The sequence below is a fragment of the Paraburkholderia phytofirmans genome (assembly GCF_046028095.1).
Classification (GTDB): domain Bacteria; phylum Pseudomonadota; class Gammaproteobacteria; order Burkholderiales; family Burkholderiaceae; genus Paraburkholderia; species Paraburkholderia phytofirmans_A.
Genome location: NZ_JAQQDJ010000014.1, coordinates 99589 through 125543, shown reverse-complemented (window position 1 = coordinate 125543; position 25955 = coordinate 99589). Strand labels below are relative to the sequence as shown.

General features: G+C 63.2%; 22 protein-coding genes and 4 tRNA genes. 11 read left to right on the top strand and 15 right to left on the bottom strand.

Translation table 11 applies throughout. The features are described from left to right. Positions 1–150: 150 nt before the first annotated feature. Positions 151–942, bottom strand: coding sequence for a hydroxyacylglutathione hydrolase (gene gloB, locus PQR54_RS31720; protein ID WP_408252679.1), 792 nt, complete (start codon positions 940–942; stop codon positions 151–153). Positions 943–961: 19 nt separating this feature from the next. Between gloB and PQR54_RS31715 the strand changes: the two genes are divergently transcribed. The 5 genes from PQR54_RS31715 to PQR54_RS31695 all read left to right on the top strand — a co-directional run bounded on the left by PQR54_RS31715 (position 962) and on the right by PQR54_RS31695 (position 5589). After that, complete coding sequence (locus tag PQR54_RS31715) at positions 962–1825, top strand: class I SAM-dependent methyltransferase (RefSeq protein ID WP_408252677.1); 864 nt, start codon at positions 962–964, stop codon at positions 1823–1825. Continuing rightward, positions 1822–2268 (top strand): ribonuclease HI, encoded by a 447-nt coding sequence (gene rnhA / locus PQR54_RS31710; RefSeq protein ID WP_106283734.1) that lies wholly within the window; start codon positions 1822–1824, stop codon positions 2266–2268. Before PQR54_RS31715 ends, rnhA begins: the two co-directional genes overlap by 4 nt. A gap of 85 nt (positions 2269–2353) precedes the next feature. Further along, the gene (dnaQ, locus tag PQR54_RS31705; RefSeq protein ID WP_408252675.1) at positions 2354–3088 is read left to right on the top strand and encodes a DNA polymerase III subunit epsilon; all 735 of its coding nucleotides are present in this window, start codon (positions 2354–2356) and stop codon (positions 3086–3088) included. 48 nt (positions 3089–3136) lie between these two features. Then, positions 3137–3211, top strand: a tRNA-Val gene (locus tag PQR54_RS31700). A 500-nt stretch (positions 3212–3711) separates the two neighbouring features. Next, complete coding sequence (locus PQR54_RS31695) at positions 3712–5589, top strand: ABC transporter ATP-binding protein (protein WP_408252673.1); 1878 nt, start codon at positions 3712–3714, stop codon at positions 5587–5589. Positions 5590–5837: 248 nt separating this feature from the next. Here the strand turns inward: PQR54_RS31695 and PQR54_RS31690 are convergent, their stop codons facing one another. The 3 genes from PQR54_RS31690 to PQR54_RS31680 all read right to left on the bottom strand — a co-directional run bounded on the left by PQR54_RS31690 (position 5838) and on the right by PQR54_RS31680 (position 8618). Further along, positions 5838–6302 carry a DUF2214 family protein gene (locus tag PQR54_RS31690; protein ID WP_408252671.1) on the bottom strand — a complete coding sequence of 155 codons (465 nt, stop codon included), beginning with the start codon at positions 6300–6302 and terminating at the stop codon, positions 5838–5840. A 151-nt stretch (positions 6303–6453) separates the two neighbouring features. Further along, a complete protein-coding gene (locus PQR54_RS31685; protein WP_408252669.1) occupies positions 6454–7314 on the bottom strand; it encodes a hypothetical protein in 861 nt (286 codons plus the stop codon). Positions 7315–7553: 239 nt separating this feature from the next. Beyond that, positions 7554–8618, bottom strand: a complete 1065-nt coding sequence (locus PQR54_RS31680; RefSeq protein ID WP_408252667.1) for a glycosyltransferase family 4 protein — start codon at positions 8616–8618, stop codon at positions 7554–7556. 691 nt (positions 8619–9309) lie between these two features. On the opposite strand from PQR54_RS31680, the gene PQR54_RS31675 reads away from it, so the two are divergent. Continuing rightward, complete coding sequence (locus tag PQR54_RS31675) at positions 9310–11145, top strand: ABC transporter ATP-binding protein (RefSeq protein WP_408252665.1); 1836 nt, start codon at positions 9310–9312, stop codon at positions 11143–11145. Between the two features lie 102 nt (positions 11146–11247). Here the strand turns inward: PQR54_RS31675 and otsA are convergent, their stop codons facing one another. Both otsA and otsB read right to left on the bottom strand, forming a co-directional pair. Further along, positions 11248–12708, bottom strand: a complete 1461-nt coding sequence (gene otsA, locus PQR54_RS31670; protein ID WP_408252663.1) for an alpha,alpha-trehalose-phosphate synthase (UDP-forming) — start codon at positions 12706–12708, stop codon at positions 11248–11250. Between the two features lie 55 nt (positions 12709–12763). Continuing rightward, complete coding sequence (gene otsB / locus PQR54_RS31665) at positions 12764–13513, bottom strand: trehalose-phosphatase (protein ID WP_012433860.1); 750 nt, start codon at positions 13511–13513, stop codon at positions 12764–12766. Between the two features lie 452 nt (positions 13514–13965). Here otsB and PQR54_RS31660 point away from each other — a divergent pair, with 452 nt between their 5' ends. The 3 genes from PQR54_RS31660 to PQR54_RS31650 are packed head-to-tail and all read left to right on the top strand — an operon-like array spanning position 13966 to position 15917. After that, entirely contained in the window at positions 13966–14535 is a 570-nt protein-coding gene (locus PQR54_RS31660) for an SCO family protein (RefSeq protein WP_408252661.1), read from the top strand. A gap of 18 nt (positions 14536–14553) precedes the next feature. Next, complete coding sequence (locus PQR54_RS31655) at positions 14554–15015, top strand: copper chaperone PCu(A)C (RefSeq protein WP_408252659.1); 462 nt, start codon at positions 14554–14556, stop codon at positions 15013–15015. A 17-nt stretch (positions 15016–15032) separates the two neighbouring features. Beyond that, positions 15033–15917, top strand: a complete 885-nt coding sequence (locus PQR54_RS31650) for a cytochrome c oxidase assembly protein (protein WP_408252657.1) — start codon at positions 15033–15035, stop codon at positions 15915–15917. A gap of 60 nt (positions 15918–15977) precedes the next feature. On the opposite strand, the gene PQR54_RS31645 is transcribed toward PQR54_RS31650, so the two are convergent. The 9 genes from PQR54_RS31645 to uvrC all read right to left on the bottom strand — a co-directional run bounded on the left by PQR54_RS31645 (position 15978) and on the right by uvrC (position 23462). After that, positions 15978–16472, bottom strand: coding sequence for a GNAT family N-acetyltransferase (locus tag PQR54_RS31645; protein ID WP_408252655.1), 495 nt, complete (start codon positions 16470–16472; stop codon positions 15978–15980). Positions 16473–16565: 93 nt separating this feature from the next. Continuing rightward, entirely contained in the window at positions 16566–17546 is a 981-nt protein-coding gene (locus PQR54_RS31640; protein WP_408252653.1) for a sensor domain-containing diguanylate cyclase, read from the bottom strand. Positions 17547–17737: 191 nt separating this feature from the next. Then, complete coding sequence (locus PQR54_RS31635) at positions 17738–18496, bottom strand: TraB/GumN family protein (protein WP_408252652.1); 759 nt, start codon at positions 18494–18496, stop codon at positions 17738–17740. A 213-nt stretch (positions 18497–18709) separates the two neighbouring features. Next, the gene (locus tag PQR54_RS31630) at positions 18710–19444 is read right to left on the bottom strand and encodes a hypothetical protein (RefSeq protein ID WP_408252650.1); all 735 of its coding nucleotides are present in this window, start codon (positions 19442–19444) and stop codon (positions 18710–18712) included. 463 nt (positions 19445–19907) lie between these two features. Next, positions 19908–19981: transfer RNA gene (locus tag PQR54_RS31625), tRNA-Cys, on the bottom strand. Between the two features lie 105 nt (positions 19982–20086). Then, positions 20087–20162 (bottom strand) — tRNA-Gly (locus PQR54_RS31620). 62 nt (positions 20163–20224) lie between these two features. Then, positions 20225–20300, bottom strand: a tRNA-Gly gene (locus tag PQR54_RS31615). 217 nt (positions 20301–20517) lie between these two features. Continuing rightward, positions 20518–21111 carry a CDP-diacylglycerol--glycerol-3-phosphate 3-phosphatidyltransferase gene (pgsA, locus tag PQR54_RS31610; protein WP_134458259.1) on the bottom strand — a complete coding sequence of 198 codons (594 nt, stop codon included), beginning with the start codon at positions 21109–21111 and terminating at the stop codon, positions 20518–20520. Positions 21112–21266: 155 nt separating this feature from the next. Further along, entirely contained in the window at positions 21267–23462 is a 2196-nt protein-coding gene (gene uvrC, locus PQR54_RS31605; protein ID WP_408252648.1) for an excinuclease ABC subunit UvrC, read from the bottom strand. Between the two features lie 269 nt (positions 23463–23731). Between uvrC and earP the strand changes: the two genes are divergently transcribed. Both earP and efp read left to right on the top strand, forming a co-directional pair. Further along, positions 23732–24925, top strand: a complete 1194-nt coding sequence (earP, locus tag PQR54_RS31600; RefSeq protein WP_408252646.1) for an elongation factor P maturation arginine rhamnosyltransferase EarP — start codon at positions 23732–23734, stop codon at positions 24923–24925. A 408-nt stretch (positions 24926–25333) separates the two neighbouring features. Beyond that, entirely contained in the window at positions 25334–25891 is a 558-nt protein-coding gene (gene efp / locus PQR54_RS31595; protein WP_012433870.1) for an elongation factor P, read from the top strand. The last annotated feature ends 64 nt before the right edge of the window (positions 25892–25955 follow it).

The following is a 25955-nucleotide window of genomic DNA, read 5'->3' as shown; positions in this document are numbered from 1 at the left end:
TCGGCTTCCACAAGGGCTGGAATTTGCAGCCGATAGTACGAAACGGCAACGTTTACGTCAATCGGAAAATTGCGAAAAAAATCAAGTAAATCTTGGGCTTGGCGAATTTTTCCGATTCTTCGCGTGAGGATTACCCTGCGCGGGGGCGGGTCAACGGAAGCGGTTTTTCCATTCGCGCATCAAGGTAAAGGCCGTCAATCGATCCGGCACTGCCTCGTGCAACTGCTCCCGCAAGCTCGCCTGCACCGCCGGATCGCCAGCGCGTAAAAACGGATTCACTGCGCGCTCATGGGCGATCGTGGTGGGCAGCGTGGGCACATCGCGCGCGCGCAGTTCGGTCGCTTTGTCCCGCCAGGCTTGCAGTTCGGCGTTGCCCGGCTCGCAGGCGAGCGCGAAGCGGATATTCGACAGCGTGTACTCGTGCGCGCAGTGGACCTCGGTCGCGCCGGGCAGCGCGGCCAGCGAATCCAGCGAGGCCAGCATCTGCTTCGGCGTGCCTTCGAACAGCCGGCCGCATCCGCAGGCGAACAGCGTGTCGCCACAAAACACGTGCGGCGTGCCTTGCGGGTCGGCCGCCTGGAAATAGGCGATGTGGCCACTCGTGTGCCCCGGCACGTCGAGCACGCTCAATTCGAGCGCCGGTGCTGCAATCGACACGTGATCGCCATTTTTCAGACGGTGTGTGAGATGCTCGATCGCTTCACCGGCGGGGCCGTAGACGGGCACGGCCTGGCCATTCAGCAGATCGGCCACCCCGCCGACATGGTCTTGATGATGGTGCGTGAGTAAAATAGCGCTTAGCCGCCAACCCCGTTTCGCCAGATAGGCTTTGACGGGGGCGGCCTCACCCGGATCGACGACCGCCGCATGGTGTCCGTCGGAAACGACCCAGATGTAATTGTCATCAAACGCCGGGACCGGTACGTACTCGAGCGCATTCATAGGCGACGCATTCTTTAATATGACTGACCGAGCGATTATAGACTGGCCCGCCTGGACCGACTCGCCGCCTGGCCGATACGTGCTCGAGTGGGAGCAAACCCAGCTCGACCGCGTGGTGTCGGACGTGTTCGGTTACCATGCGCTGCAACTCGGCCTGCCGCAACTCGACGCCTTGCGCGAGAACCGCATGCCGTGCCGCGGGCTCGTGCTCGACGCCGCAAGCGGAGCGAGCGCGCCGTATGCGTATCCGCGCGGCGCGGGACGTACGGCCAATGGCAATCGCAACGGTTTGAACAACGGCGCCGCACAGAGCGGCCTCGTGGGCCTGCCGGCGCCGGCCGGGCGCAGCGCCGTCTGGTGCGACCTGCTGGACCTGCCGTTCGAAGCGCAAAGCGTCGATCTGATCGTCATGCCGCACACGCTGGAATTCACCAGCGACCCACACCGTCTGCTGCGCGAAGCCGAGCGCGTGCTGATGCCCGAAGGCCAGCTGATCATTCTCGGCTTCAATTCGCTCTCGCTGTGGGGGGCGCGGCAATCGGTCGGCAAGATGACCGGCCGGCCTTTCGTGCCGGCAGCCGTCGACCTGATCGCCTTCACGCGCCTGAAAGACTGGATCAAGCTGCTAGGCTTCGACCTTGAACGCGGGCGCTTCGGCTGCTATCGTCCGCCGCTCGACAGCGAACAATGGCTCGCCCGCTACGGTTTCATGGAAGCCGCCGGCGACCGCTGGTGGCCGATTTTCGGCGCCACCTACATGATCAAGGCGATCAAGCGCGTGCGCGGCATGCGTCTCGTCGGGCCGCTGAAAGTGAAGAAACCCGTCCTCGCCGCGGGCCTTGCGCCCGCCGCCACACCGAATACACGCAACCACACTCAATGACTTCCGATCTCATCGATATTTATACCGACGGCGCCTGCAAGGGCAACCCCGGCCCCGGCGGCTGGGGCGCGTTGCTGCGCTTCGGCGACCAGGAAAAAGAACTGTTCGGCGGTGAAGCCAACACCACCAACAACCGCATGGAACTGATGGGCGTGATCGCCGCGCTAGAAGCGCTGAAGCGCCCCTGCAAAGCTGTCGTGCACACCGACTCGCAGTACGTGCAGAAAGGCATCAGCGAATGGATCCACGGCTGGAAGAAGAAAGGCTGGATCACCGCGGCCAAGCAGCCGGTCAAGAACGCCGACCTGTGGAAGCGGCTCGACGCGCTCGTCGCGCAACACGAAATCGAGTGGCGCTGGGTGCGCGGGCACAACGGCCACCCGGAAAACGAGCGCGCCGATCAGTTGGCCAATCGCGGCGTCGCGTCACTCGCGCAGATGTAATTCCTGCTGCGACGGCGACGCCCGGCCAGCTAGCCGCGCGCGCCATCTTTTTTGCTGCCACTATCTTCAAGCAGGCTAATCCGACATGCGTCAACTCATCCTCGATACCGAAACCACCGGCCTGAATGCCCGCACCGGCGACCGGATTCTTGAACTCGGTTGCGTCGAAATGGTGAACCGTCGGTTGACGGGCAACAATCTGCATTTCTATATCAACCCGGAACGCGATAGCGACCCGGGAGCGCTGGCCGTGCACGGACTGACCACCGAGTTCCTGAGCGACAAGCCGAAGTTCGCCGAGATCGCCGATCAGTTTCGCGACTTCATCCAGGACGCGGAACTGATCATCCACAATGCACCGTTCGATATCGGCTTTCTCGATGCCGAGTTCGCGTTGCTGGGTTTGCCGCCGGTGAAAACGTACTGCGGCGAAATCATCGACACGCTGGCGCGCGCCAAGCAGATGTTCCCCGGCAAGCGCAATTCACTCGACGCGCTGTGCGACCGCTTCGGCATCAGCAACGCGCACCGTACGTTGCACGGCGCCCTGCTCGACTCCGAACTGCTCGCCGAAGTCTATCTGGCGATGACGCGCGGCCAGGAAAGCCTTGTCATCGACATGCTCGGCGAGTCGCACGTTGGCGGCGACGCGAATGCGCCGCGCGTCGCGATCAGTTCGCTCGACCTGATCGTGATTTCCGCCAGCGACGACGAACTCGCCGCGCACCAGGCGGTGCTCGACGGTCTCGACAAGGCGGTCAAGGGCACGAGCGTGTGGCGCCTCGAACCGGCGCCGGCTGCGGATGAGCAAACCGCTTAAAAAGTACTGGACGAGGCCGAAAATCCCTGACATAATTCGGCTCTCTTCGGGTGGTTAGCTCAGCGGTAGAGCACTGCCTTCACACGGCAGGGGTCACTGGTTCGATCCCAGTACTACCCACCAGAATTTTGGTGTGTCGATCACCGAAGACTAAAGGGTTCACGTAGAAATGCGTGAGCCCTTTTTCATTTTCCTGGTTCGTCTCATAGATCGGCGTGCGCAAACCTTACGGAATGCCAGGCAGATTCCAACGCTCAACGTTCGGACTGGTCGCCAACTCCGAATCTTCGTACGTTTGCGACCGCCTGATACTGCTGATATAGTTGGCACTCGGGCATTCGCCCCGTCCATTTTTCCACCTCATTCGACCAAAGGGAGGCGCCACATGTTTGCAATGCGTATCGCCGTCCCCGGCATGGTCTCGCGAGCGTTTTCGCGATCTTAATCTGTCCGATTAAGTCGCCGATTCGCCGTTCACGTGGTGTCGCCTGAAAAGGCACTCCGCGCGATTCCCAGACAGTCCGCAGTTCAATCGCCGATGCATTCCGGCGCGTTTTGACTGTCTCGTCCTTTCGCTTCTGACTGGAACCTCGCTGCGCTCATGCGCCACGAGGGCGTGACAAATGACCAGAAAAAAACTCGACTTTCGCGGACAAGCCTTCAAGGATGTCCTCGGCTTTACCTTCCATCACTGGGCGCAGCAGCCCTGGCGCATCGTCGTCATCACGGCGCTCGTGCTGCTCTCGGCAGTGGCCGACGTACTCACGCCGATGTTCGCTGGACGTCTCGTCGACGCCATCGCGTCCGGCGCGGCGAGCAACGCCGTCGCCTGGCATGCCGCGATCACGGCTTTCTGCGTGCTTGGCGCGCTCGGGCTCGGCGCCACTTTGCTGCGGCAAGGCGTGTACTTCAACATCATCCGGCTCACGCTCAAGATGATGAGCGAGATCGCGGCCAACGCGTTTCATCGCGTGCAACGCTTTTCGACCGACTGGCACGCCAACAGCTTCGCCGGCTCCACAGTGCGCAAGATCACGCGCGGCATGTGGGCGCTCGACCTGCTCAACGACACGCTGCTCATTGCGCTGTTGCCATCGCTCGTCATGCTGGTCGGCGCGACCGTCCTGCTCGGCTGGCGCTGGCCGATGATGGGCGCGGTCGTCGGCATCGGCTCGGTGCTCTACATCGCGGTGACGGTGGCCATGTCGCTCGGCTTCGTCGCGCCGGCCGCGCGTCTCGCGAATGCGTGGGACACCCGCATGGGCGGTGCGCTCGCCGACGCGGTCAGCTGCAACGGCGTGGTCAAGGCGTTCGGCGCGGAAGAACGCGAAGAAGCGCTGCTCGCGCGCGTGATCGGCAAGTGGCGGCACCGCACGCGTCGCACATGGATGCGAGGCACAATCAACGGCGGCGTCCAGGGCGGCATGCTGGTGGCGATCCAGGCCGCGATTCTCGGCGCGGCGCTGCTGTTGTGGGCGCGCGGCGAGGCGAGCGTCGGCGACATCACGTTTGCGCTGACCATGTTCTTCATGCTGCAAGGCTATCTGCGCGATGTGGGCATGCACATCCGTAACCTGCAACGCTCGGTCAACGACATGGAGGAACTGGTGTCGCAGGAAAGCCAGCCGCTCGGCATCGAGGACCGCCCCGGCGCGGGTCCGATCACGATCGGCAAAGGCGAGATCCGTTTCGAGCACGTCACCTTCCACTACGGAACGAACGGCCAGCCGCTTTACGACAACTTCTCCGTGCGCATCGCGCCGGGCGAGCGCGTCGGATTGGTCGGGCATTCGGGTTCGGGGAAGACTACGTTCATCAAGCTGATCCAGCGGCTCTATGACATTTCGGAAGGCCGGATCACGATCGACGGTCAGGACATCGCCCAGGTGCGGCAGGCGTCGCTGCGCAGCCAGATCGCGATCGTTCAGCAGGAACCGGTGCTGTTTCACCGCTCGCTCGCCGAGAACATCGCGTATGCGCGGCCCGGCGCGAGCCGTGCCGAGATCGAACGGGCCGCGAAGCTCGCGAGCGCGCACGGCTTCATTGCGGCGCTGCCCAATGGCTACGACACGCTGGTCGGTGAACGCGGCGTCAAACTCTCGGGCGGCGAACGTCAGCGCGTTGCCATCGCACGGGCGTTTCTGGCCGACGCGCCGATCCTGATTCTGGACGAGGCGACGTCGAGTCTCGACAGCGAGAGCGAGGTGCTGATCCAGCAGGCCATGGAGCGGCTGATGATGGGCCGCACCACGCTGGTGGTGGCGCACCGCCTTTCCACGGTGCGCGCGCTGGACCGGCTGCTGGTGCTGGACAAAGGCAAGGTGATCGAGGAAGGCAGCCACGACGCGCTGATCAGACTCGAGAACGGCCTGTACCGGCGGTTGTTCGAGCGTCAGGCGCTGGAGCTGATCAAGGGTCTGGGCGAGCAGGAATTCACGACTCGGACCGCTCGGACGAACACGAACCGGACGGACGATTCCAGCTTGCTGGTTGGGAAGTAAATTGAATTGGGGTGTGGGACGTCGACGGAAAACCGCTGATATCGCGGCGCTTTTGGATGACGTTCCACCGCCCTTTTTTTCGGCGCGAGTGAGCGCTAGTCAGGCACGCTCGCGTGATCTGGATATCGCCGCGCCGGTAGGTGGCGACGCTTCTTACTATCAACCTGCCGCATTTTTTTCGCACGCGGAAGTGCGCGCGCGTAAGCGCCGCTCCGCTCGCGCCGACTACGCAAGCGCCCACACCGCCGTTACACCACACCCGCCGGCAAGCCCACGCCGCGCGCCATGCCTGTCGCGGCAAACACCATCAGCACCAGCAAGATCGTCTGGATCACGCTGTAGCGCGCATAAGAGCGCGCCTTGCGCAAATCCGGCGCGACGCCTTTCCTGACCGCCGCGCGCCATCGCATCAACGCGAGCATCGACGGGACTTCAAGAATGAGAATGATGACGAGCAGCGCCATCTTGATGTGGAAGAGCGGCTCGTGGAGATAGTAGTCGGCGCCCTTTTCGTAACCGCCGAAAACGCGCATCAACCCGGTGACGAGCAGCACCAGCGCTGAAATGCCCCAGCGTGAATCCGCGCGGAAGAGCGAGCGCAGCGCGGCGGGCACGGTGGCACGGCGCAGCGTCCAGGTGCGCCGCATAATCGACGCGAGCGCGAAGCCATAAGCAAGCAGATGGATGGCGGCAAGCAACCAGCGAACCAGCATGGCGACTCCTGCAAAGGACGCAATACGATCGTTGTATGTCTCACTCGCCCGCGCTGAAGCGCCGGGCGTCATGACTTCATTATCGACTACGGCTCAATCTACAACGCCTGCTTCGGCCGCGGGGTGTGGCCGACTGCACAAACCGGCAGATTCAGACCTGCTGCAAGGATGTGTCAAGCGCGCGGGCGGCGACCCGGTCGCCCTCGGTCGTCAGCGCGGTGCGAAATACCGTTTGCCGGTTGTGCCCGGCGGCGGCCGGCGAATCCCACAGTAACTCGATCTTCGGACGGCGGCCGAAGGCGCCGTGCGCCAGCGACGGCGCAGCCGCCGCCCCCAGCGACGCGTTGGATCCACCCGGCTCGCCCGCGCCGCCGAACGCGACAGCGGGAGTGGGGGTCGGCGTCGGCGTGGTTCGTGCCTCCTGCCCCGCCGCCCAGCGCACGGACAATTCGCGCGCGTCGTACTGTCCCACCTTGCGGCGCTCCGCCCACACGATCACCGTCCGGGTGGCCGGATCGAGCGCGACCGCATAGCGGCCGATCGCGAAACGGCGCGCGGCGATATTGGTTCGCCACAGCGCGCGCGGCCGGCAGATCCACAGCACCGCCGCGTATAGCGCGGGCGCGGCCAGCAACCAGCCGTTGGAGGCCGCCACCGCATTGGCGGCACGCCGCCAGCCGGCGCTCGCGGCAAACGCGCCGACCGACCAGACCGCAAACAGAAACCCGAGAAAAGCGAACAGACGCAGCGCCTGCCGCAGCCATTGCGGCAGCGGATGAAACGGACGCTCGGCCACGGCGCGCGCACCCGGCAGGAAGATCAGCAGAAACAGGAAGACGAGGTTGATGCACGCCCACGGCGAGGACAGCATGGCTAGCAGCGACGCGCCCGCATCCAGGTCGGCCATCGAAAAAAGCCAGCGAGCGAGGATCACGAGACCGATGGCGCGCAACGCGAAAATCGTTCCGGCGCCGGGCGCCGCGTTCGCACGCGTCTCTTTCGTTCTCGCCAAGGCATCCTCCTGTCGTCGGCGCGCCGCGGCCAAATTCACGGCACGGCCATTATAGGGATATTACGGAGAGTGGCTCATTCTTACCGGCAGGAAACCCGCACTTTCGTCCGTTGATTTAAGAAAACGCGGCGCGCCTGCAACAACGCCCCGTGGGCAAGTGCCTCACGGGGCGTTGCTGACGGCCTTCGGAGCGCCTGACGCGTTCCTCGAGCCGGTGCGACTTTCCTACCTGTCGCGCATTAGCTTGCGTTGACTTCGCGCAGCACGGTGCGGTGCTTCTGACGCAGTAGTTCTTCGTAAGTCGCGACGTAGTTCTTCGCCATGACCTTCGACGAGAAGCGCGACTCGAACGCCTTGCGCACACCGGCGCGCGACAGCGTGTGCAGACGCTTGACTGCGGCGACCGCGCTGATTTCGTCTTCGACGACGAAGCCCGACACGCCGTTTTCGATCACTTCCGGCACCGAACCGCGGTTGAAGGCGATCGCCGGCGTACCGCACGCCATCGCTTCGATCATGACCAGACCGAAGGGCTCCGGCCAGTCGATCGGGAACACCAGTGCATGCGCGTTGCCGAGGAACTCACGCTTTTCGGCTTCGCCGATTTCGCCGATGTACTCGACGTGCGGGAGCGCCATCAGCGGCTTGATCACTTCTTCGTAATAGGCGCGGTCGGCCTTGTCGATCTTGGCGGCGACCTTGAGCTTCATGCCTGCCTGGCCGGCGATGCGGATCGCGCGGTCAAGACCCTTCTCCGGCGAGACGCGGCCGAGGAAAGCGAGGTAGCCCGGCTCGACATCCTTGATCGGCGTGAGCACGTTTTCCGGCAGGCCGTGATAGACGGTTTGCAGCCAGTTTGCCTGTTGCAGGGGAATGCGCTGGTTGTCCGAAATCGACACCACCGGCACGTCGCTGAACGTGTTGAAGATCGGTTGCAGTTCCGGCAGATCGAGACGGCCGTGCAGCGTGGTCAGGAACGGCACCGGCTGACGGGCGAACAGCGAGAACGGGTAGTAGTCGATGTGGAAATGCAGCACGTCGAATTCGTCCGCGCGGCGGCGCACTTCTTCGAGCAGCAGCATGTGCGGCGCCATCACGTCGCGGATGGTCGGGTCGAGGCGCAGCGCCTGCGGCCAGAAAGCTTCGAGTTTCGCCGAGGTTACCGAATCGCCGCTCGCAAAGAGCGTGACGTCGTGGCCCTGCTCGACCAGAGCCTCAGTCAGATAGGACACCACGCGTTCCGTACCGCCATACAGCTTGGGAGGAACCGCCTCGTGCAACGGAGCGATTTGAGCGATTCGCATATGAAGAACTCCTCGTAAAAAATCAGGCAAAGGTACTGCGTTTGGTAAAAGCGACTCGCTTGCTCGCCAGGGCAGTCTGGCCGGACTTGCCGGCGCGGGCCTGATTCTTTCGAGAAATCCTGCGATGGATCGCTTGGGTAGTGAGCCCAGACCCGTGGTCAGTGTCTGCGCATGTGCCGGTAAACGCACACATGACACCTACGTTGACAAACTGTCAGAAAATTCGGCGGGGCCTACAGAGCATGCATTATCAATGCCGGGATTCACGCTGCACCACAACATTTCAAAGTCTTTACGTTGTTACAAACGCGAAACACTTTGCAAACCCTTGTTTTCTAAGACAGTTCTACAGTGGCAACTGGCTTGCGACACGGACCGCCGAGGTGGTCCCGTAAGCTCTTGCGTCAACTTTGCCGGCAAGTGTTGAAGAAATGCCGCACCGCGGTTGAATGCAATTTGTAATTATATCCCGAAATTTTTCGCGACCCGCGCGAACCCTGACCCCATAGACGGGTCGAGTAGCGGTAGGTCGCGGACGTCTATCGCGAAATCAATCGCGCCAAGGCCCGGATACACAGGGCGCAATCGCTTTTGCATGTTTACAATGCGAAGCATCGGCTTCGCGGCGAACCTTTTCCATGTGGCCCACGCTTTGCATGCACAACCCGAATCACACCAACCTCACGATCAATTGGAACATTTAACCATCGCCCAGCGTAATGCCGAGAACGCAAAGCTCGCGAGCTATGCGCACCGGCCGCTTGCGTTCCTTTTCCGCTTCATCCGCCGCCATCCGCTCGCGCATGCCATCGTCCTGTGCAGCGTGTTCGCGGCCGTGGGCTGTGCGCTCGCTTCGCAGTACGCGATCAAGCATCTGATCGACGTGCTTGGCGAAGGCCGGCACCATCCCGGCCCGCTGTGGGGCGCGTTCGCCATCCTGGTCGGCCTGATCGCCGCCGACAACCTGCTGTGGCGGGTCGGCGGCTGGGTCGCCGCGCATACGTTCGTCGCCGTGACCGGCGACCTGCGGCGCGACCTGTTCCAGTATCTGAGCGGACACTCGCCCACCTACTACTCCGAAAAGCAGCCGGGCATGCTCGCAAGCCGGATCACGGCGACCTCGAACGCGGTCTACACGGCTGAGAACACCACCGCGTGGAACGTACTGCCGCCGTGTATCGCGGTGCTCGGCGCGATCGTTATGATCATCGCGGTGAATCCGCTGATGGCCTGCGGTCTGATGCTGTGCTCGGCCATCCTGTCGGTCGTGCTGTACAAGCTGGCCGGGCGCGGCTCCGCGCGCCATCACCATTTCGCCACCAAGGCGGCGTCGGTCGATGGCGAGTTGGTCGACGTGATCAGCAACATGGGCCTCGTGCGCGCCTTCGGCATGACGTTTCGCGAGCAGCAGCGGTTCGGCGCAACGGTCAAGGCCGAGATGGACGCGCGCCAGCAGAGCCTGCTGTATCTGGAAAAACTGCGTCTGCTGCACGCGGTGATCACCGCGCTGCTGTCGGCGGGCTTGCTGGGCTGGGCGCTGTGGCTGTGGGATCAAGGCAAGGCGACCTCGGGCGACATCGTGCTGGTCAGCTCGCTCGGCTTCACGATCCTGCACGGCACCCGCGATCTGGCCGTGGCGCTCGTCGACGTCACGCAGCACGTGGCGCGTCTTGCTGAAGCCGTGCGCACGCTGCTCGAGCCGCACGGCATGCCGGATCGCGACGGCGCGACCGAACTTGTGCCGCAAGGCGGCCGCATCGATTTCGAAAGCGTGACGTTCGCCTACCCGCGCCGCCGCCCGATTCTCGATCATTTCGACCTGCATATCGAGCCCGGCCAGCGCGTCGGCCTGATCGGCAAGTCGGGCGCGGGCAAATCCACCGTGCTGGCACTGCTGCAACGTTTCTACGAGACACAAGGCGGCGCGATCAAGATCGACGGCCAGGACATCGCAACGATCACGCAGGACAGCCTGCGCCATGCAATCGCGCTGGTGCCGCAGGATATCTCGCTGTTCCACCGCACGGTGTACGAGAACATCGCCTACGGGCGCCCGGAGGCGAGTCGTGACGAAGTGCTCGCGGCCGCGCGCGAGGCGCGCTGCGCGGACTTCATCGAGGCCATGCCGGAAGGCTATGACACGATCGTCGGCGACCGCGGCGTGAAGCTGTCGGGCGGCCAGCGTCAGCGGATCGCGATTGCGCGCGCGATTCTGAAGAACGCGCCGATCCTGCTGCTCGACGAAGCCACCTCGGCGCTCGACAGCGCCTCGGAAGAAGCGATCCAGAAAGCGCTCGACCGGCTGATGGTCGGCCGCACCGTAGTCGCGATCGCGCACCGTCTGTCCACGCTGAACAACTTCGACCGGATCATCGTGATGAGCGCCGGCAAGGTCATCGACGACGGCAGTCCGGAAGAACTGCGCCAACGTCCGGGCCTGTATCGCGATCTGCTGACCAAGCAGTATGGCAAGGGCCACACGCTGCACATCGGCGGCAAGAAGGTCGACGAACAGCACGTGGTGTAAGCCTGCGAGCGCGGCATGCCGCGAGCCGTCATTGCCATAAGAAAAGCCGCTCGAGAGCGGCTTTTCTTTTACACGCGTTGCAACGGCAGCGCCGACCTCAGCCTACCCAGCCTGAGTCTCGCGCGCCGCTTTTTTCCCCGACACCGCGCGCGCCTTCCCGCTTCGGGTGCTCTTTGCACCAGCGACGCCCTGCAAATCGCGCATGAAGTTATCGCGCCACACCGACACATTGTTCTCGCGCAACTGCACCATCATGTCGCGATGACGCGCCTGACGCTCCGCGAGCGGCATGTCGAGCGCCCGTGCGAGGGCCTCCGCCATGCCGTCGATATCGACCGGATTGACGATCAGCGCGCCGTCCAGCTCCTGCGCGGCGCCGGCAAAGCGAGACAGCACGAGCACGCCCGGATTTTCCGGATCCTGCGCCGACACATACTCCTTGGCGACGAGGTTCATGCCGTCGCGCAACGGCGTCACATAGCCGACGTGCGCGGTGCGGTACAGCGCGGCCAGCACTGAGCGCTCGTACTGCTTGTGGATGTAGAGAATCGGCGTCCAGTCCAGCTCGGCGAAGCGACCATTGATGCGCCCCGACTCCCCTTCCAGCTGCAAGCGGATGTTCTGATACGCGTGCATGTCGGCGCGCGTCGGCGGGGCAATCTGCAGGAACGACACCTTGTTTCGCTGCGCGGTCGCGTGTTCGAGCAGCCGCTCGAACGCGCGAAACCGCTCGACCAGTCCCTTCGAATAATCGAGCCGGTCCACGCTCATGATCAGCTTGCGCGAATGCAACGTCGCCTTCATGGTGCGCACCGGTTTGCCGCGCTCGCCCGCTTTCGCGAGTTCGGCGATCTCGTCCGGATAGACGCCGATCGGATACGCCGCCGCGCGCAGCGTGCGGCCGAACGCGTGGATCGTCAGCGGGCCTTTCGCCGATGCGTCGACCGTGCCGTTCGCTTCATTGACGATGTAGTCGCAGAACGCGCGCAGATCCGGCGCTGTCTGGAAGCCGAGCAGATCGAACGAACACAGCGCTTCGACGAGTTCGCGATGCGGCGGCACCGCCAGCAACACCTGCGAAGCCGGAAACGGAATGTGCAGGAAAAAACCGATGCGGTTCTTCACGCCCGCGGCGCGCAGCGCCTGCGCGAACGGAATCAGATGGTAGTCGTGGACCCAGATGACATCGTCTTCGCGCAGTAGCGGCACGAGCTGTTGCGCGAGCCACGCATTGACGCGGCAGTAGCCCTCGAAGTCGTGCCGGTCGTACTGCACCAGATCGGCGCGATAGTGGAACGCGGGCCACAGCGTAGCGTTCGAGAAGCCACGATAGTACTGATCGTAGTCGCGGCGCATCAACGCGATGGTCGCGAAGGTCACCGGGCCGCGCTCCTCGACCTTGATCTGCGGCTGGCCCGAGCTGAGCACGTCGCCGCTCCAGCCGAACCACATGCCGCCGGTTTCCTTTAGCGCGTCGTACACGCCGACCGCCAGACCACCCGCCGCCGGGCCGCCCTCCGAGATCGGCGCCACCCGGTTCGATACGATGATCAGTCGACTCATGAAGCGCGATTCCCGATGCAGTGCGTGGTTTGCTTTGGGCGGTACGGCGCGGTCATCATGCGGCGCGCGCCGCCGCGACGATCGACGCCAGCCAGTCGAGCAGACCCGACACCGAGTCGATCCGCGTATGCGCCAGCGTCTCGCCCGGACCGACCTTGATCGACACGCCGCCGCGTTCGTTGACGACGGCGAAGCCTTTCTCATCGGTCAGATCGTCGCCGGCAAAGACCGGCTTGCGGCCGACAAACGGCGGCTCGTCGAGGAACGCGCGCAACGCGCGGCCCTTGTCGACATCTTTAGGTTTGATTTCGTAGACCATCTTGCCGGGCTGCAGCACGTAGGAGCCGGCATAGTCAGCCACCAGCCGCTCGGTCGCCTCGCGCGCCACCGGCTCGCGATCCGGCGCATTGCGGTAATGCAGCGCCACGGCCGCGCCCTTGATCTCGAGAAGCATGCCGGCGTTCTCGTTGACCACCTGCGCGAGCACCTGCTCCATGCGCAGCAGCCGCTCGTCATGGAAGCCGATGCGCTGCGTGTCGCCATTCGCGTCGCGCCGTTCGGCGCCGTGCAGGCCGGCGATCGGTAGATCGGGCATGTTGAGAAAACTGTCGATGCTGTCGATACCGCGGCCCGAGACGACCGCAACCGCACCGTTCGTCAGACTGCGCAGTTCGCTCAGCAAATCGATCACGCGAGGTTGCACCAGCACGCCGTCCGGCGTGGGAGCGAGTTCGACGAGCGTGCCGTCGAAATCGAAGAAAAATGCCGTCTCGCTTGGAGACAGAACAGCCGGAAGTGCTTGCATCGGTTAGTTTTGCCTTTCAGCCTTCTGCGGCCGGAAAAGTGTGCGCATCTTACCGCGCATCCATCATTTTTTCGAGAAAGTAAGGCTCGGTACAAGCCCAGCCGGGCGCCGCAGGCGAGCCTCGGCGGCGATTGCGTTCAAAATGACAACAATCCGACTTCAGCCGCCTTTCAGCCGACTGCGTCAAATTGCCTCGCAAACCGCGCGCCCGTGGGCGCTGCGCGACGGCATCGGCTGATTTGCGCTAAAGTCGCAGCCACGCGAAACATTGCCGTTACGACCATACTTGCACACTATGACCGCGCAGGCGCCGCACGCGCATCGAGCGGCGCCGCAATTCAATCGAGTAACCGAACCCAGCTTTGTTCCCGATCTTCTCATCCCGGCACTCGCAACCGCACTTCGCAGTTTCACGCAGGCCGCGGTCCGCGCGTCTGTTTGCGCTGACGCTGATGCTGGGCGCGCTGACGGCGCTCGCCGGCTGCACGCATCGCACGGAAACGTGGCAGTTGACCAATGTAACCGGCCATCTGCCGGATCTCGACTTCAAGCTGACCGGCGACGACGGCCGCCCCGTCACCGGCGATTCGTTCAAGGGCCGCGCTTCGCTCGTCTATTTCGGCTACACGCATTGCCCGGACGTCTGTCCTGAAACGATGGGCCGGCTGATGCAGGTGCTCGGCAAGCTCGGCCCCGACGCGCAAAAGGTGCGCATTCTCTTCATCACCGTCGATCCCGCGCGCGACACGGCGCAGGCGTTGCACGATTACGTCGGCGCCTTCGATTCGAAACATGCCGAAGGGCTGACCGGTACCGACTGGCAGATCGAGTCGCTCGCCAAGCGTTACCGCGTTGCCTATCAGATGGAAAAGCGCGACCCCTCCGGCAACTATGAAGTCACCCATAGTTCCGCCGTCTATGTGTTCGACAGCCAGGGCCACGCGCGCCTGCTGGCCACCGATCACGACACGCCCGATGCGATCGCGCAGGACCTGCGCCGCATCATCGATGACCGTTCCTGACCTTTCCTGAGTTCAACCATGTCGATCAAGTTCAAAACGTTCGCTGCACTGAGTTGCGCCCTCGCCCTTTCGTTCGGTGTCGCATCGACCGCGCAAGCCGCGGGCGCCAATGCGATCAGCGTGAAGGACGCGTGGGTTCGCTGGCTGCCCAACAACCTGCCCGCCGCCGGCTACGCGACGCTCGTCAATGCGAGCGACAAAGCGGTCGATCTCGTCGATATCTCCAGCAACGACTACGGCGACGCGATGCTGCATCAGACCGTCTCGAACGGTTCGTCGCAGAAGATGGTGATGGTCGACAAGCTGACGGTGCCCGCGCACGGCCAGGTCGCGATCGCGCCCGGCGGCTATCACGTGATGCTCGAAGACGCGAAGCACAAGGTCGCGCCGGGCGACACCGTGCATCTGAAGCTCAAATTCTCCGACGGCGAAACGCTCGACACGCCGTTCGCCGTCAAGTCGCCGGCGCAAACCAAGTAACCAGGTCACGTGCCGCGATGAATCTGCTCTACTGGCTCGATCCCTGGGAGTTTTCGCCGACCGTCGTGATCGCGCTGCTGGTGCCCGCAATCCTGTTCGTGCGTGGCGCGCGTAAAGCGAAGGTGTCGCTCGCGCGGCGTATCTCCTTCTGGTTCGGGCTGGTGGCGTTATACGTCGCGTTGCATACGCGGCTCGATTATTTCTTTGAGCATGAGTTCTTCATGCATCGCGCGCAGCATCTGGTGCTGCATCACCTCGGGCCGTTCTTCATCGCGCTGTCGTATCCGGGCGCAGCGTTGCGCGCGGGTATTCCGTTTAGCTGGCGGCAACGCTTCGTGCGGCCCGCGCTGGAAACGCCAGCGGTGCGCAAACTGCTCGACGTGGTGATGCATCCGGTGGTCGCGGTCACGTTGTTCGTCGGGCTGATCTACTTCTGGCTGATGTCGCCGATTCACTTTATGGCGATGCTCGACTGGCGGCTTTATCGCGTGATGAACTGGAGCATGGTGATCGACGGCCTGCTGTTCTGGTGGCTCGTGCTCGATCCGCGTCCGGCACCGCCGGCGCGTTTGTCGCCGGGTAAGCGCGTGCTGGTGGTGATCGCCGCGATTCCGCCGCAGATCATTCTCGGCGCGTTCATCTTCTTCACGCCGCACGAGTTGTATCCGATCTACTCGATCTGCGGCCGCGCGTTCACGTGGTTGAGCCCGATGCGCGATCAGCAGATCGGCGGGCTGTTGCTGTGGATTCCGGGTTCGATGATGAGCGTGATCGGCGCGCTGCTCGCCTTGCGTCACTGGATGCGGCTGTCGGCGCGCGGACGTTTGCGCAGCGAACGGCGCGCGAAAGCCTCGCAGACGCTAGCACCCGCGGCTTCGGTGCCGGCGCGCGGCCAGCATTGATTCTACGATTCAATATACGACCCAGCGCGCCCGCGCCGGGTTCAGCTTGCTGTAGTCGCGTCAGGCCGACCGCATCCACACATGCGGGATGCCGTCTTCTTCGTGAATCTCCGAAATCGGCGCGAAGCCGAACGCACCATAGAAACCTTGCAGATGCGCCTGCGCATGCAAGCGAATCGGCGTGCCAGGCCACTGCGCGCGAATATGCGTCAGCGACCGCTCGAGCATCGCATTGCCCAGCCCGATGCCGCGGAATTCGGCGGTCGTGAGCACGCGGCCGATGCGGATATCGGTGTCGTCCGCATCGGGCAGCAGCACGCGCAGATAACCCGCGAGCGCCGGGCGTCGTTCATCCGCTCCATAGACCAGCAGATGCCACGCATCCATGTCGAGCCCATCGATGTCGCCATACAAGCAGTTCTGCTCGATGACGAACACCGCGGCGCGTGCGCCCAGCATCGTGTAGACCTCGACGCCCGAGAGTTCATTGAAGGATTTCCAGCGCCAATCGAGTTGCGCCAGCCGCAAGGCGGCGGTTTGCTGTGGTTCAGTCATGACAACGTTCGAAGAAAAGAGTCGCACCGCACTTGAAGCGGCGATGCGTGATTATGCCGCGCGTGACGGCTTTTCCTCGCCGCGCGACCGCGCTCAGTTGCGATGCGCAGCGCGCGCCTTCGATGCCTGTTTGTGGCTGTACATCGCGGCGTCGGCGGCTGCCAGCAGTTCGGCAATCGACTGGTGCCGGGCAGAATCGTATTGAATCTGCCCGACGCTATAGCGGATGTGATAGCCGCGCCGCGCTTCGGCATTGCGCGCGTCCAGCATCTGCGTGAGACGCTGCGTCACTTCCTGCGTGGCGCCGCTGTCCGAATCGGTGAGCAGCACGACGAACTCGTCGCCGCCGAGCCGCCCGATCACGTCGCTTTCGCGCAGCGCCGTGCGCAAGACGTCGGCGAAGGTCTTCAGCGCGCGATCGCCTTCGGCGTGGCCGAGCGTGTCGTTGATCTGCTTGAAATCGTTCAGGTCGAAGAACAGCAGCGACGCCGGCTTGTGCATCCGCTTGCAAACGTTCAGCGCATGTTGTGCGAGCGCCTCGAAACCGCGCCGGTTAGACAGCAGCGTCAGATCGTCGAGCGTGGCCAACTGGACCGCCGCCAACTCCTGCTCGGCCATGCGCGCCAGATCGCGCAGGAGTTCGCGCTCTTCTTCGTCGAGGCCACGCGGCTTGGTGTCGATCAGGCAGAGCGTGCCGAGCTTGCTGCCGTTGGGCACCGTCAGCGGACAGCCGGCATAGAAGCGGATATTCGGGTTGTCCGTGACGAGCGGATTGTCGTGAAAGCGCTCGTCCGCGAGCGTGTCGGGCACCATCAGGATTTCGTCGCCGAGAATCGCGTGCGCGCAGAACGATACGTCGCGCGAGGTCTCGCTCGCGTTCAGGCCGACGCACGACTTGAACCATTGACGGTCCGCGTCGACGAGACTCACGAGCGCGATAGGGACGCTGAAGAGCCGCTTGGCGAGCCGGGTCAGACGATCGAAGCGCTCTTCGGGCAACGTATCGAGAATATGCAGCGCACGCAGGGTATCGAGACGGGCGGTTTCGTTAGTGGGCGTCGGTGGGACATGCATGTTGTATTCCCTAGGGCGACAGGGGTGGCCGAAGTGGTAGGCGGGTAGTGTATAGCGGTGTGCTTTACGTTGGGGCAAAACCACGGCGCAAGAGTTCCCGCCGATTGCGTGCGCGTCGGATCCGCGCCCGATCCTCATCGGAGCCGATGCAGGCCGCATCGGGCTGCCACGCTCGCGCGGACACAGCTCTGCTATGGATTGGCAAAGACCGGTTCGACAGGTCGCGCCAGGCAGTCGATCAGATTACCGGGGCCGCACAGATGCAGCGCGCCGACCACCACCAACGTGCGCTCCGGCCGCGTGAGCAACTCCGTCAGGCGCGCCGCCCATGCGTGATTGCGCGCGTCGAGAATCGCATGCCGGATGCCCGGCAGATTGAACATCGGCGACTCGATGGCGATCCGGTGCACGGCCGGCAGATCGCCATCCAGCCAGGCCGCGTGCATGCGTTCGAGCGTGCGCTGCGGTTCGTCGAGATCGGCCATCAGCAGGCCGAGCGCCGCGCCGACCGCATCGAGCGGAATCGATTCGAGCGCCGCCGCTACCTCGTCCGCGGTCTCGAGATACCGATAGCGTTTGGCCTGCGTGATCGCCGAGCGCAGCATGCGCGGCTCGACACCTTCGACGACCTGCTGGAACAACGTCGGCGCGACGATCAGCGCAGCCCACGGACGCAGATCGGCGAGTGGCGCCAGAGGTCCGTCGACGGGCCACGCCGCCTGGAGTTGCCGCCATGCGTCGGCGGAGAGAAAGGGCTGCAGTTGCTGCGCGCCGCCTGCCTGGTCGGCCTTCAGAAACGGCAGGATCGTCGGCGGATCGGACTCGAAGACGAGCGCTTCGGCCCAGTCATAGGCCTCGGCGATCCACGGCGGCGTTCTGCGGCTCGTCGCTGGAAACAGATGCATCGAGCCGAGCAGGCGGACTTGGGTGCCGGTGAGTTGTAAGTACATTCAGCCTCGGTGTGGACAGGCAATGACGCAGGAATCAGACGCGCGAGCCATTCGATAGATTACGTGCAGAATGCATTGTGCGCCGCTTCTGCCACGGCATCTGCCGCGATAACGGCAACACCGAGAATCGGCCCAGATAAAAATAAAGCCCCAGTCGATGGGGCTTTACCGTGCGGGAAAAAATCTTCCGCTGCCTATTCGCATGCGAGGCATTCATTCAGTGCTTTTTTTGAACGATTCCAGCTCACTCGTATAACGCTCATTTCGTACGCCGTTGCTGGCGTAATACTCTTCCACCGACTTTACCCATCGGCCTATTTCGGGCACATACCAGATCGCTTTATAAGTCCGCCCGGTTGCCTGAATCGGGCCGGTTTTCTGCGCATGCGTGACCATGGCCGTATCGCCTTGCTGGACCTGCACGGCCTGCGTGACGGTCTGCGTCGGTTCGAGTTGCGCGATCCAGTCGCCTTCAGCTTCGATCTTGATCGCCTGGAATTTGCCCGCCGGCACTTCGACGGTTTCCGTATCCACCACCCGATAGTGCGTGCTCCACTTTTCCGAAGCATGCAGCTTGTTCGGATGCAGCTCGGTGTAGTCGATGTTCCAGGTTTTGCCGGACGATAATGGGAACGCGAGCGGCCGGTTGACCACCACTTCCGCGCCATTCACATTGCGCTCACGACTCCAGTCCGCGCCGGCGATCGTTTCGCTCGGCGGCTGGGTCGAGCCCAACGGTTTCGACGCGTAATAGATGTGCGACGGCGTCGCGCGCAGGACGGTCACCTCGTCGTGGGTCTGGCGCCAGACCGAAGGCGCTTTCTCGAACGTGTCCACGTAGGTCCACGTGTCGCCAGTTTTGACGGCGGGAGCCGGCGCTGATTGCGCAATAGCCAGCATCGGCATGCCGACGGCGAACAGCACGGCGGCGGTTATGGTTTTTTTCATTGGTCGATATGTAGTCGTTGTCGCGGGTTGCCCGGCCCCGTGCTTTCGCGATACAAAGCATCGCCCTCAATTAGAACCGATGACAAGCAATGCTTATGAACGCGAGAATGGTATTGCACACTCTACATTAATGGCAATTGCCGAATGCACTCAATGCATCGTTCCGTGTATTAAACGATCGGCAAAACAGGTTTGAAAGACAATAAAACGAAAGTGAAAGTGCGCGCAAAGCGATTGGTAAATATGCATTTGATGCCGGCGGTCGAATCTGTCGCGCCGCACCTGCTCGTTCGTCGCGCTACTTAAGGTGCCGATGATCGCCAGGGCCGACATGCTCTGACTACCCCGTGGCCCTGCAACTCAAACAGCAACCGCGCCAGCGCCCCCATCCGCTTCGCTGGCGAACCCGACGCTGAAAAAAGAAAAGCCCCGACAAGTCGGGGCTTTTCTTTACATCAACTACTGGAGGCGCGAGCCGGAGTCGAACCGGCCTAAACGGCTTTGCAGGCCGCTGCATAACCGCTTTGCTATCGCGCCGCAAGCGGACTGGAACCTAGCAACAGATTCGCAGATTTTGTCGGGCGGACAACCGGTAGAACCGGGCCACCAAACAAAAAGGGAAGCGTTGCTTCCCCTTATGTATGGAGCGGGAGACGAGGCTCGAACTCGCGACCTCAACCTTGGCAAGGTTGCGCTCTACCAACTGAGCTACTCCCGCATTGAACTGCTTCACAACGCACTGCACTACTACTTGCCAAACAATGCGATGCTTCAAAAATTTGGAGCGGGAGACGAGGCTCGAACTCGCGACCTCAACCTTGGCAAGGTTGCGCTCTACCAACTGAGCTACTCCCGCATTGTGCTGCTTTTGCCGTGCTATCTGCTGCCTTGTTACTGCAACTACTCTCTTACTGCCACCGATGTTTCGAACTGCGTGCATCGGAGAAACGAGATTATGGAGAAACGACTGAAACGTGTCAACCCCTTTTGCGAATCTCTTTTACTGAACAGATTTCACTCATGCGGCAGCAAAGTTCGGACACGCTCCGAGCGCCCTCCACCACGACGGAACCTCAGGCCACGCCGCCCCGTTCGCGGATCTGAGGCCACGCGAGCTTCATGTAGTAGAGCATCGACCAGATCGTCAGGAACGCGGCCAGATAGATGAGCCACAGCCCCCACACGCGCGTGTCGACCACCACGCCGCCGCCGAACTGCAGCGGGCCGTAGAACAGCAGCATGGGAATCGCCACCATCTGGCAAACGGTCTTGAACTTGCCGAGCGAATTCACCGCGACGCTCTTCGACGCGCCGATCTGCGCCATCCATTCGCGCAACGCTGAGATCGCGATCTCGCGCCCGACGATCACGAGCGCAATCGCCGAATCGATTCGCGTGAGTTGCACGAGCACGAGCAACGCGGCGGTCACCATCAGCTTGTCGGCGACCGGATCGAGGAACGCGCCGAATGCCGAGGTCTGATTCCACTTGCGCGCCAGATAGCCGTCGAACCAGTCGGTCAGCGCCGCCAGAATGAAGATCGTCGCGGCCGCCAGATTACGGTGCGCGGGGCTCATCATCATGTCGGGCAAATAGAACACACCGACGACGAGCGGGATCAGGACGATCCGCAGCCAGGTCAGGAAAATCGGGAAATTAAACGGCATGGGCAGGCGCAGCGTCTGGCAAGGGAGATGCAATTGTGCCGTGTCATAAGGCCTGCCACAAGCAAAGCGGCGGCAAAGCGGCGCGCAGGGCTAGCCGGGCGAGCCGCCGCAGCGCTGCTCGGAAGCGCTTGAGCGGCCGGCCGCGACCGCCGCAATCAGTGCAATTGCCGGTAAATCTGCTCCGCGAGCGCCTGCGAAATGCCTTCGACGCTCGCCAGATCCTCGACACTGGCCGCAACCACGCCGCGCAGTCCGCCAAAGCGCGCGAGCAGCCGTTGACGCCGCTTCGCGCCCACGCCTTCGAGTTCTTCGAGCCGCGAGGTCTGGCGCGTCTTGGCGCGCTTCGCGCGCATGCCGGTGATGGCGAAGCGGTGCGCTTCGTCTCGGATCTGCGCGACCAGCATGAGTGCGGCGCTTTCCTTGCCGAGTTCGAGCGGCGGCCGGCCGTCGGCGAAAATCAGGGTTTCGAGGCCGACCTTGCGCCCCTCGCCCTTCGCGACACCGACCAGCATGCCGGTATCGAGACCCAGTTCCGTGAACACCTGGCGCGCGATCTCGACCTGGCCCTTGCCGCCGTCGATCAACACGATGGTCGGCAGGACGCCGCCGGCCGCGACCGGCTCCGCGGCGTCCGGCGTGAGCGACGGATCGGCGGCCGCATCGCTTTGCAACTCGGCGGCTTCGTCGGCGGCGTTCGCGGCGGCTTGCTCGACCATCTTCTCGTAACGGCGCGTGAGCACCTGGCGCATCGCGGCGTAGTCGTCGCCGGGCGTAATACCGGTGATGTTGTAGCGGCGGTATTCCGACGACTGCATCTTGTGATGGTGATACACCACGCACGACGCCTGGGTCGCCTCGCCCATCGTGTGGCTGATGTCGAAGCATTCGATGCGCAAATGCGCGAGATCGTCGCACTCCATGCCGAGCGTGTCGGTGAGCGCACGCGTGCGGGCTTGCTGCGAGCCCTGCTCCGAAAGCAGGCGCGCGAGCGCGAGCCGCGCGTTCTGCTCGGCCATCGCGAGCCAGGCGCGCCGTTGCCCTTGCGGCTGGCGCAGCACGGTGACCTTGTGGCCGGCTTGTTCGATCAGCACGTCGACCAGTTCGCGGTTGGCGGGTGCGTGGCTGACTACCAGCACCGGCGGCACGCGATTGCCCAGGTAGTGCTGGGCGATGAATGCTTCGAGAACTTCGGCTTCGATTCCACCGGTTGCAGCACGGCCTTTGCGCGGCTTTGCGGGTTCGGAGCCGGCTTCTTCGGCGACGTCAACTTCTTCTTCGGCGTCGTCCTGTTCGCTCTCTTCGTCCTCCGATGGCATCTCTTGCGCGATCGCAAGAGCGTCGGCGGTATCGGCCGACGCTGCCGTTTCATCATCAATGACATCGCCTTGCGCGAGCGGGTCGGACGCGAGCGCGACATCGACCAACGCCGCGTCGTCTTCTTCCAGTCCGCCCTCGTCGGCGGTCAACGCGCTTTCCACGTGCGCCGGGAAATACGCTTTGTCGCCCAGATGCCGGCCGCCGCGCACCATCGCCAGATTCACGCACACGCGGCCGCCTAGCGCGACCACCGCGAGAATATCGACGTCGCTGTCGCTGCCGACTTCAATCGCCTGCTGATGCAGCACCGTCGACAGCGAACTCATCTGGTTGCGCACCGCCGCGGCCTGCTCGAACTTCAGCTCGCTCGCGAACGCGTGCATCTTCTGCTCGAGTTCCTTCATCACCTCACCCTGCCGGCCGAGCAGAAAGCGCGAGGCGTTGGCGACGTCGCGCGCGTAGTCTTCTTCATTGATCGCCGCGACGCACGGCGCCGTGCAGCGGCCGATCTGATGCAGCAGACAGGGCCGCGTGCGGTTGTTGAACACCGAGTCTTCGCACGTGCGCAACTGGAACACGCGCTGCAGGATCTGGATGCTCTCGCGCACGGCCCACGCGCTCGGAAACGGACCGAAGTACTGATTCTTGCGATCCACCGCGCCACGGTAATACGCCATGCGCGGAAACTTGTGGCCGGTCAGCTTGAGGTAGGGATACGACTTGTCGTCGCGAAACAGAATGTTGTAGCGCGGCGCGAGCGCCTTGATCAGATTGTTTTCGAGCAGCAGCGCTTCGGCCTCGGAGCGCGTGACGGTCGTCTCGATGCGCGCAATGCGCGTCACCATCATCGCGATGCGTGGCGACAGCAGCGTCTTGGTGAAGTAGCTCGACACGCGCTTCTTCAGATCGCGCGCCTTGCCGACGTAAAGCACCGCGCCGTGCGTATCGTAATAGCGATAGACGCCGGGCAGATGCGGCAGTTGGGCGAGCACTTTTTTCGGCTCGAAAACGTCGGTTGCTTCGGGTTCGGTCATGCAGAATCGGTCGGGGGTGGGACGGTCTCGCGAAGCGTTGCTCCGTTGCCGCGCGCCGTGGCGAACCGAAGGACGCCATGCGCGCGCAATCGTGAACGAGTGCTTTAGAATCGCCAGTTTAGAACATTCCGCGTGCGTCCGAGCCTTGTTGGCTTGATCGGGTCACGCTTCGGCGGCAGCTTCGTCATGCTGCGGCGAAGTGCAACGCCGTCCGATCGCTCGCACTGCCTCGCTCCTTCCATCCGTCCGAATTCGCGACCCAGGCCATCATGTCTTCCGCTACGCCCCAATCCGAGCAAGCCGCCGACACGCCCACGGCAATCGCCTGCGACATCTTCTGCGCGGTGATCGACAATTTCGGCGACATCGGCGTGTGCTGGCGCCTCGCGCGTCAACTCTCGAGCGAACACGGCTGGCAGGTGCGCGTGTTCGTCGACGATCTGCATGCGTTCCGGAAGCTGTGCCCGTCGCTGACGCTGGAGCGCGCTCGCCAGACGGTCGGCGGCATCGTCGTCGAACATTGGCGCGAGCCGGCCCATGCGGGCGATACGCTCGAAGTCGCCGACGTCGTGATCGAGGCGTTCGGCTGCGAACTGCCGTCCATCTATGTCGCCGCGATGGCAACGCGGGAGCGCACACCGGTGTGGTTCAACCTCGAATATCTGAGCGCCGAGGACTGGGTCGCGGATTTTCATCTGCGGCCGTCGCCTCATCCGCGCTATCCGCTGACCAAGACGTTCTTTTTCCCCGGACTCGGCCCCGGCACCGGCGGCGTGCTGAAGGAACGGCATCTCGACAGCGCGCGGGCGGGTTTTGAGGCATCGCCCAACGCGCGCGAAGCATGGTGGCGGCAAACCACCGGCCACGCGCCGCCACCCACCACTGCCACCGTCGTCTCGCTGTTCGCCTACGAAAACCCCGCCGTCGACAGCCTGCTCGAACAATGGCGCGACAGCGCGGAGCCGGTCGTCCTGCTGGTCCCCGAAGGCCGCATTTCAGGCGCGGTGGCGCGCTTTTTCGACCTCCCGGCGTTCGACGCCGGCTCGCATGCCGTGCGCGGCAGCCTGAGCGCGCACGCCCTCGCCTTCACCGACCAGCCCGGCTACGATGCGCTGCTGTGGGCGAGCGACATCAATTTCGTACGCGGCGAGGATTCGTTCGTGCGGGCCCAGTGGGCCGCCAAACCCTTCGTCTGGCACATCTACCCGCAAGCCGACGACGCCCATCTGCCGAAGCTCGACGCCGCGCTCGCGCACTACGCGCGCACCCTGCCCGCCGACACCCGCGACGCGCTCGCGCGCTTCTGGCACGCCTGGAACGGCACGGGCCGGCCGGACTGGACGGAATTCCAGCGTCACTTGCCGGCACTCAGGCAACGCGCAGCGGCGTGGGCCGAGGAACTGGCCCAAGTGGGCGACCTCGCCGGAAATCTGGCCTTGTTCGCAAAAACTCAGTTAAAATAAGCGGTTATCCAATGGCCGACGACGCAAGCGCGGCCCGATCGCAGCGGCGCAATCCAAACAACTCGCTTTGGCGGCCCGCAACCTTGGGCTCGAAAGAGGCCAGAGATTTCCTAAGTCAAAGCTCGATGCTGGAAATGTTAAAAAAGGGACGTATGTTGCGAATCGGCGCCACTCGTGTACACGCCCGCACAGGGTAAAAAAGCAGGTAACGGATTGCTGGGAGTGGCTGAGACCGCGCGTTTGCGGCGCTCCCGCCGCGCCCCGCGGCAAGCCGGCCACGCTTGACCCGCTCGCAACCCGCCGAGCCGCTTCGGCGGTGCGGCGCGCGGCGGGCAAAGCGCCGAAGCCGCTTGCGCCGTATGCCGTTGAGCACAAGTTGAAGCTACTTAATTCGTACAGGACAGTTTTATGAAGACCGCACAGGAACTCCGCACCGGCAACGTCGTGATGATCGGCGCAGACGCAATGGTTGTGCAAAAGGCCGAATACAACAAATCGGGCCGCAACTCCGCCGTCGTCAAGATGAAGTTCAAGAACCTGCTGACCGGCGCAGGCATGGAAAGCGTCTACAAGGCCGACGACAAGTTCGACGTCGTCGTGCTGGAACGCAAGGAAGTCACGTACTCGTACTTCGCTGACCCGATGTACGTATTCATGGACGCCGACTACAACCAGTTCGAAGTCGAAGGCGAAATGATGGGCGACGCGCTCCATTACCTCGAAGACGGCATGGCTTGCGAAGTCGTGTTCTACAACGAGAAAGCGATCTCGGTCGAACTGCCGACCACGCTGGTCCGCGAAATCATCTACACGGAACCGGCTGTCAAGGGCGACACGTCGTCGGGCAAGGTGTTGAAGAACGCCAAGCTGAACACCGGTTTCGAACTGCAAGTGCCGCTCTTCTGCAACATCGGCGACAAGATCGAAATCGACACGCGTACGCACGAATACCGCAGCCGCGCATAAGCGCCCTGCTCGCCTGAATCCGGCGCCGCAACACGGGCGCCGCGAAAAAAATGGCAAAAAAAGC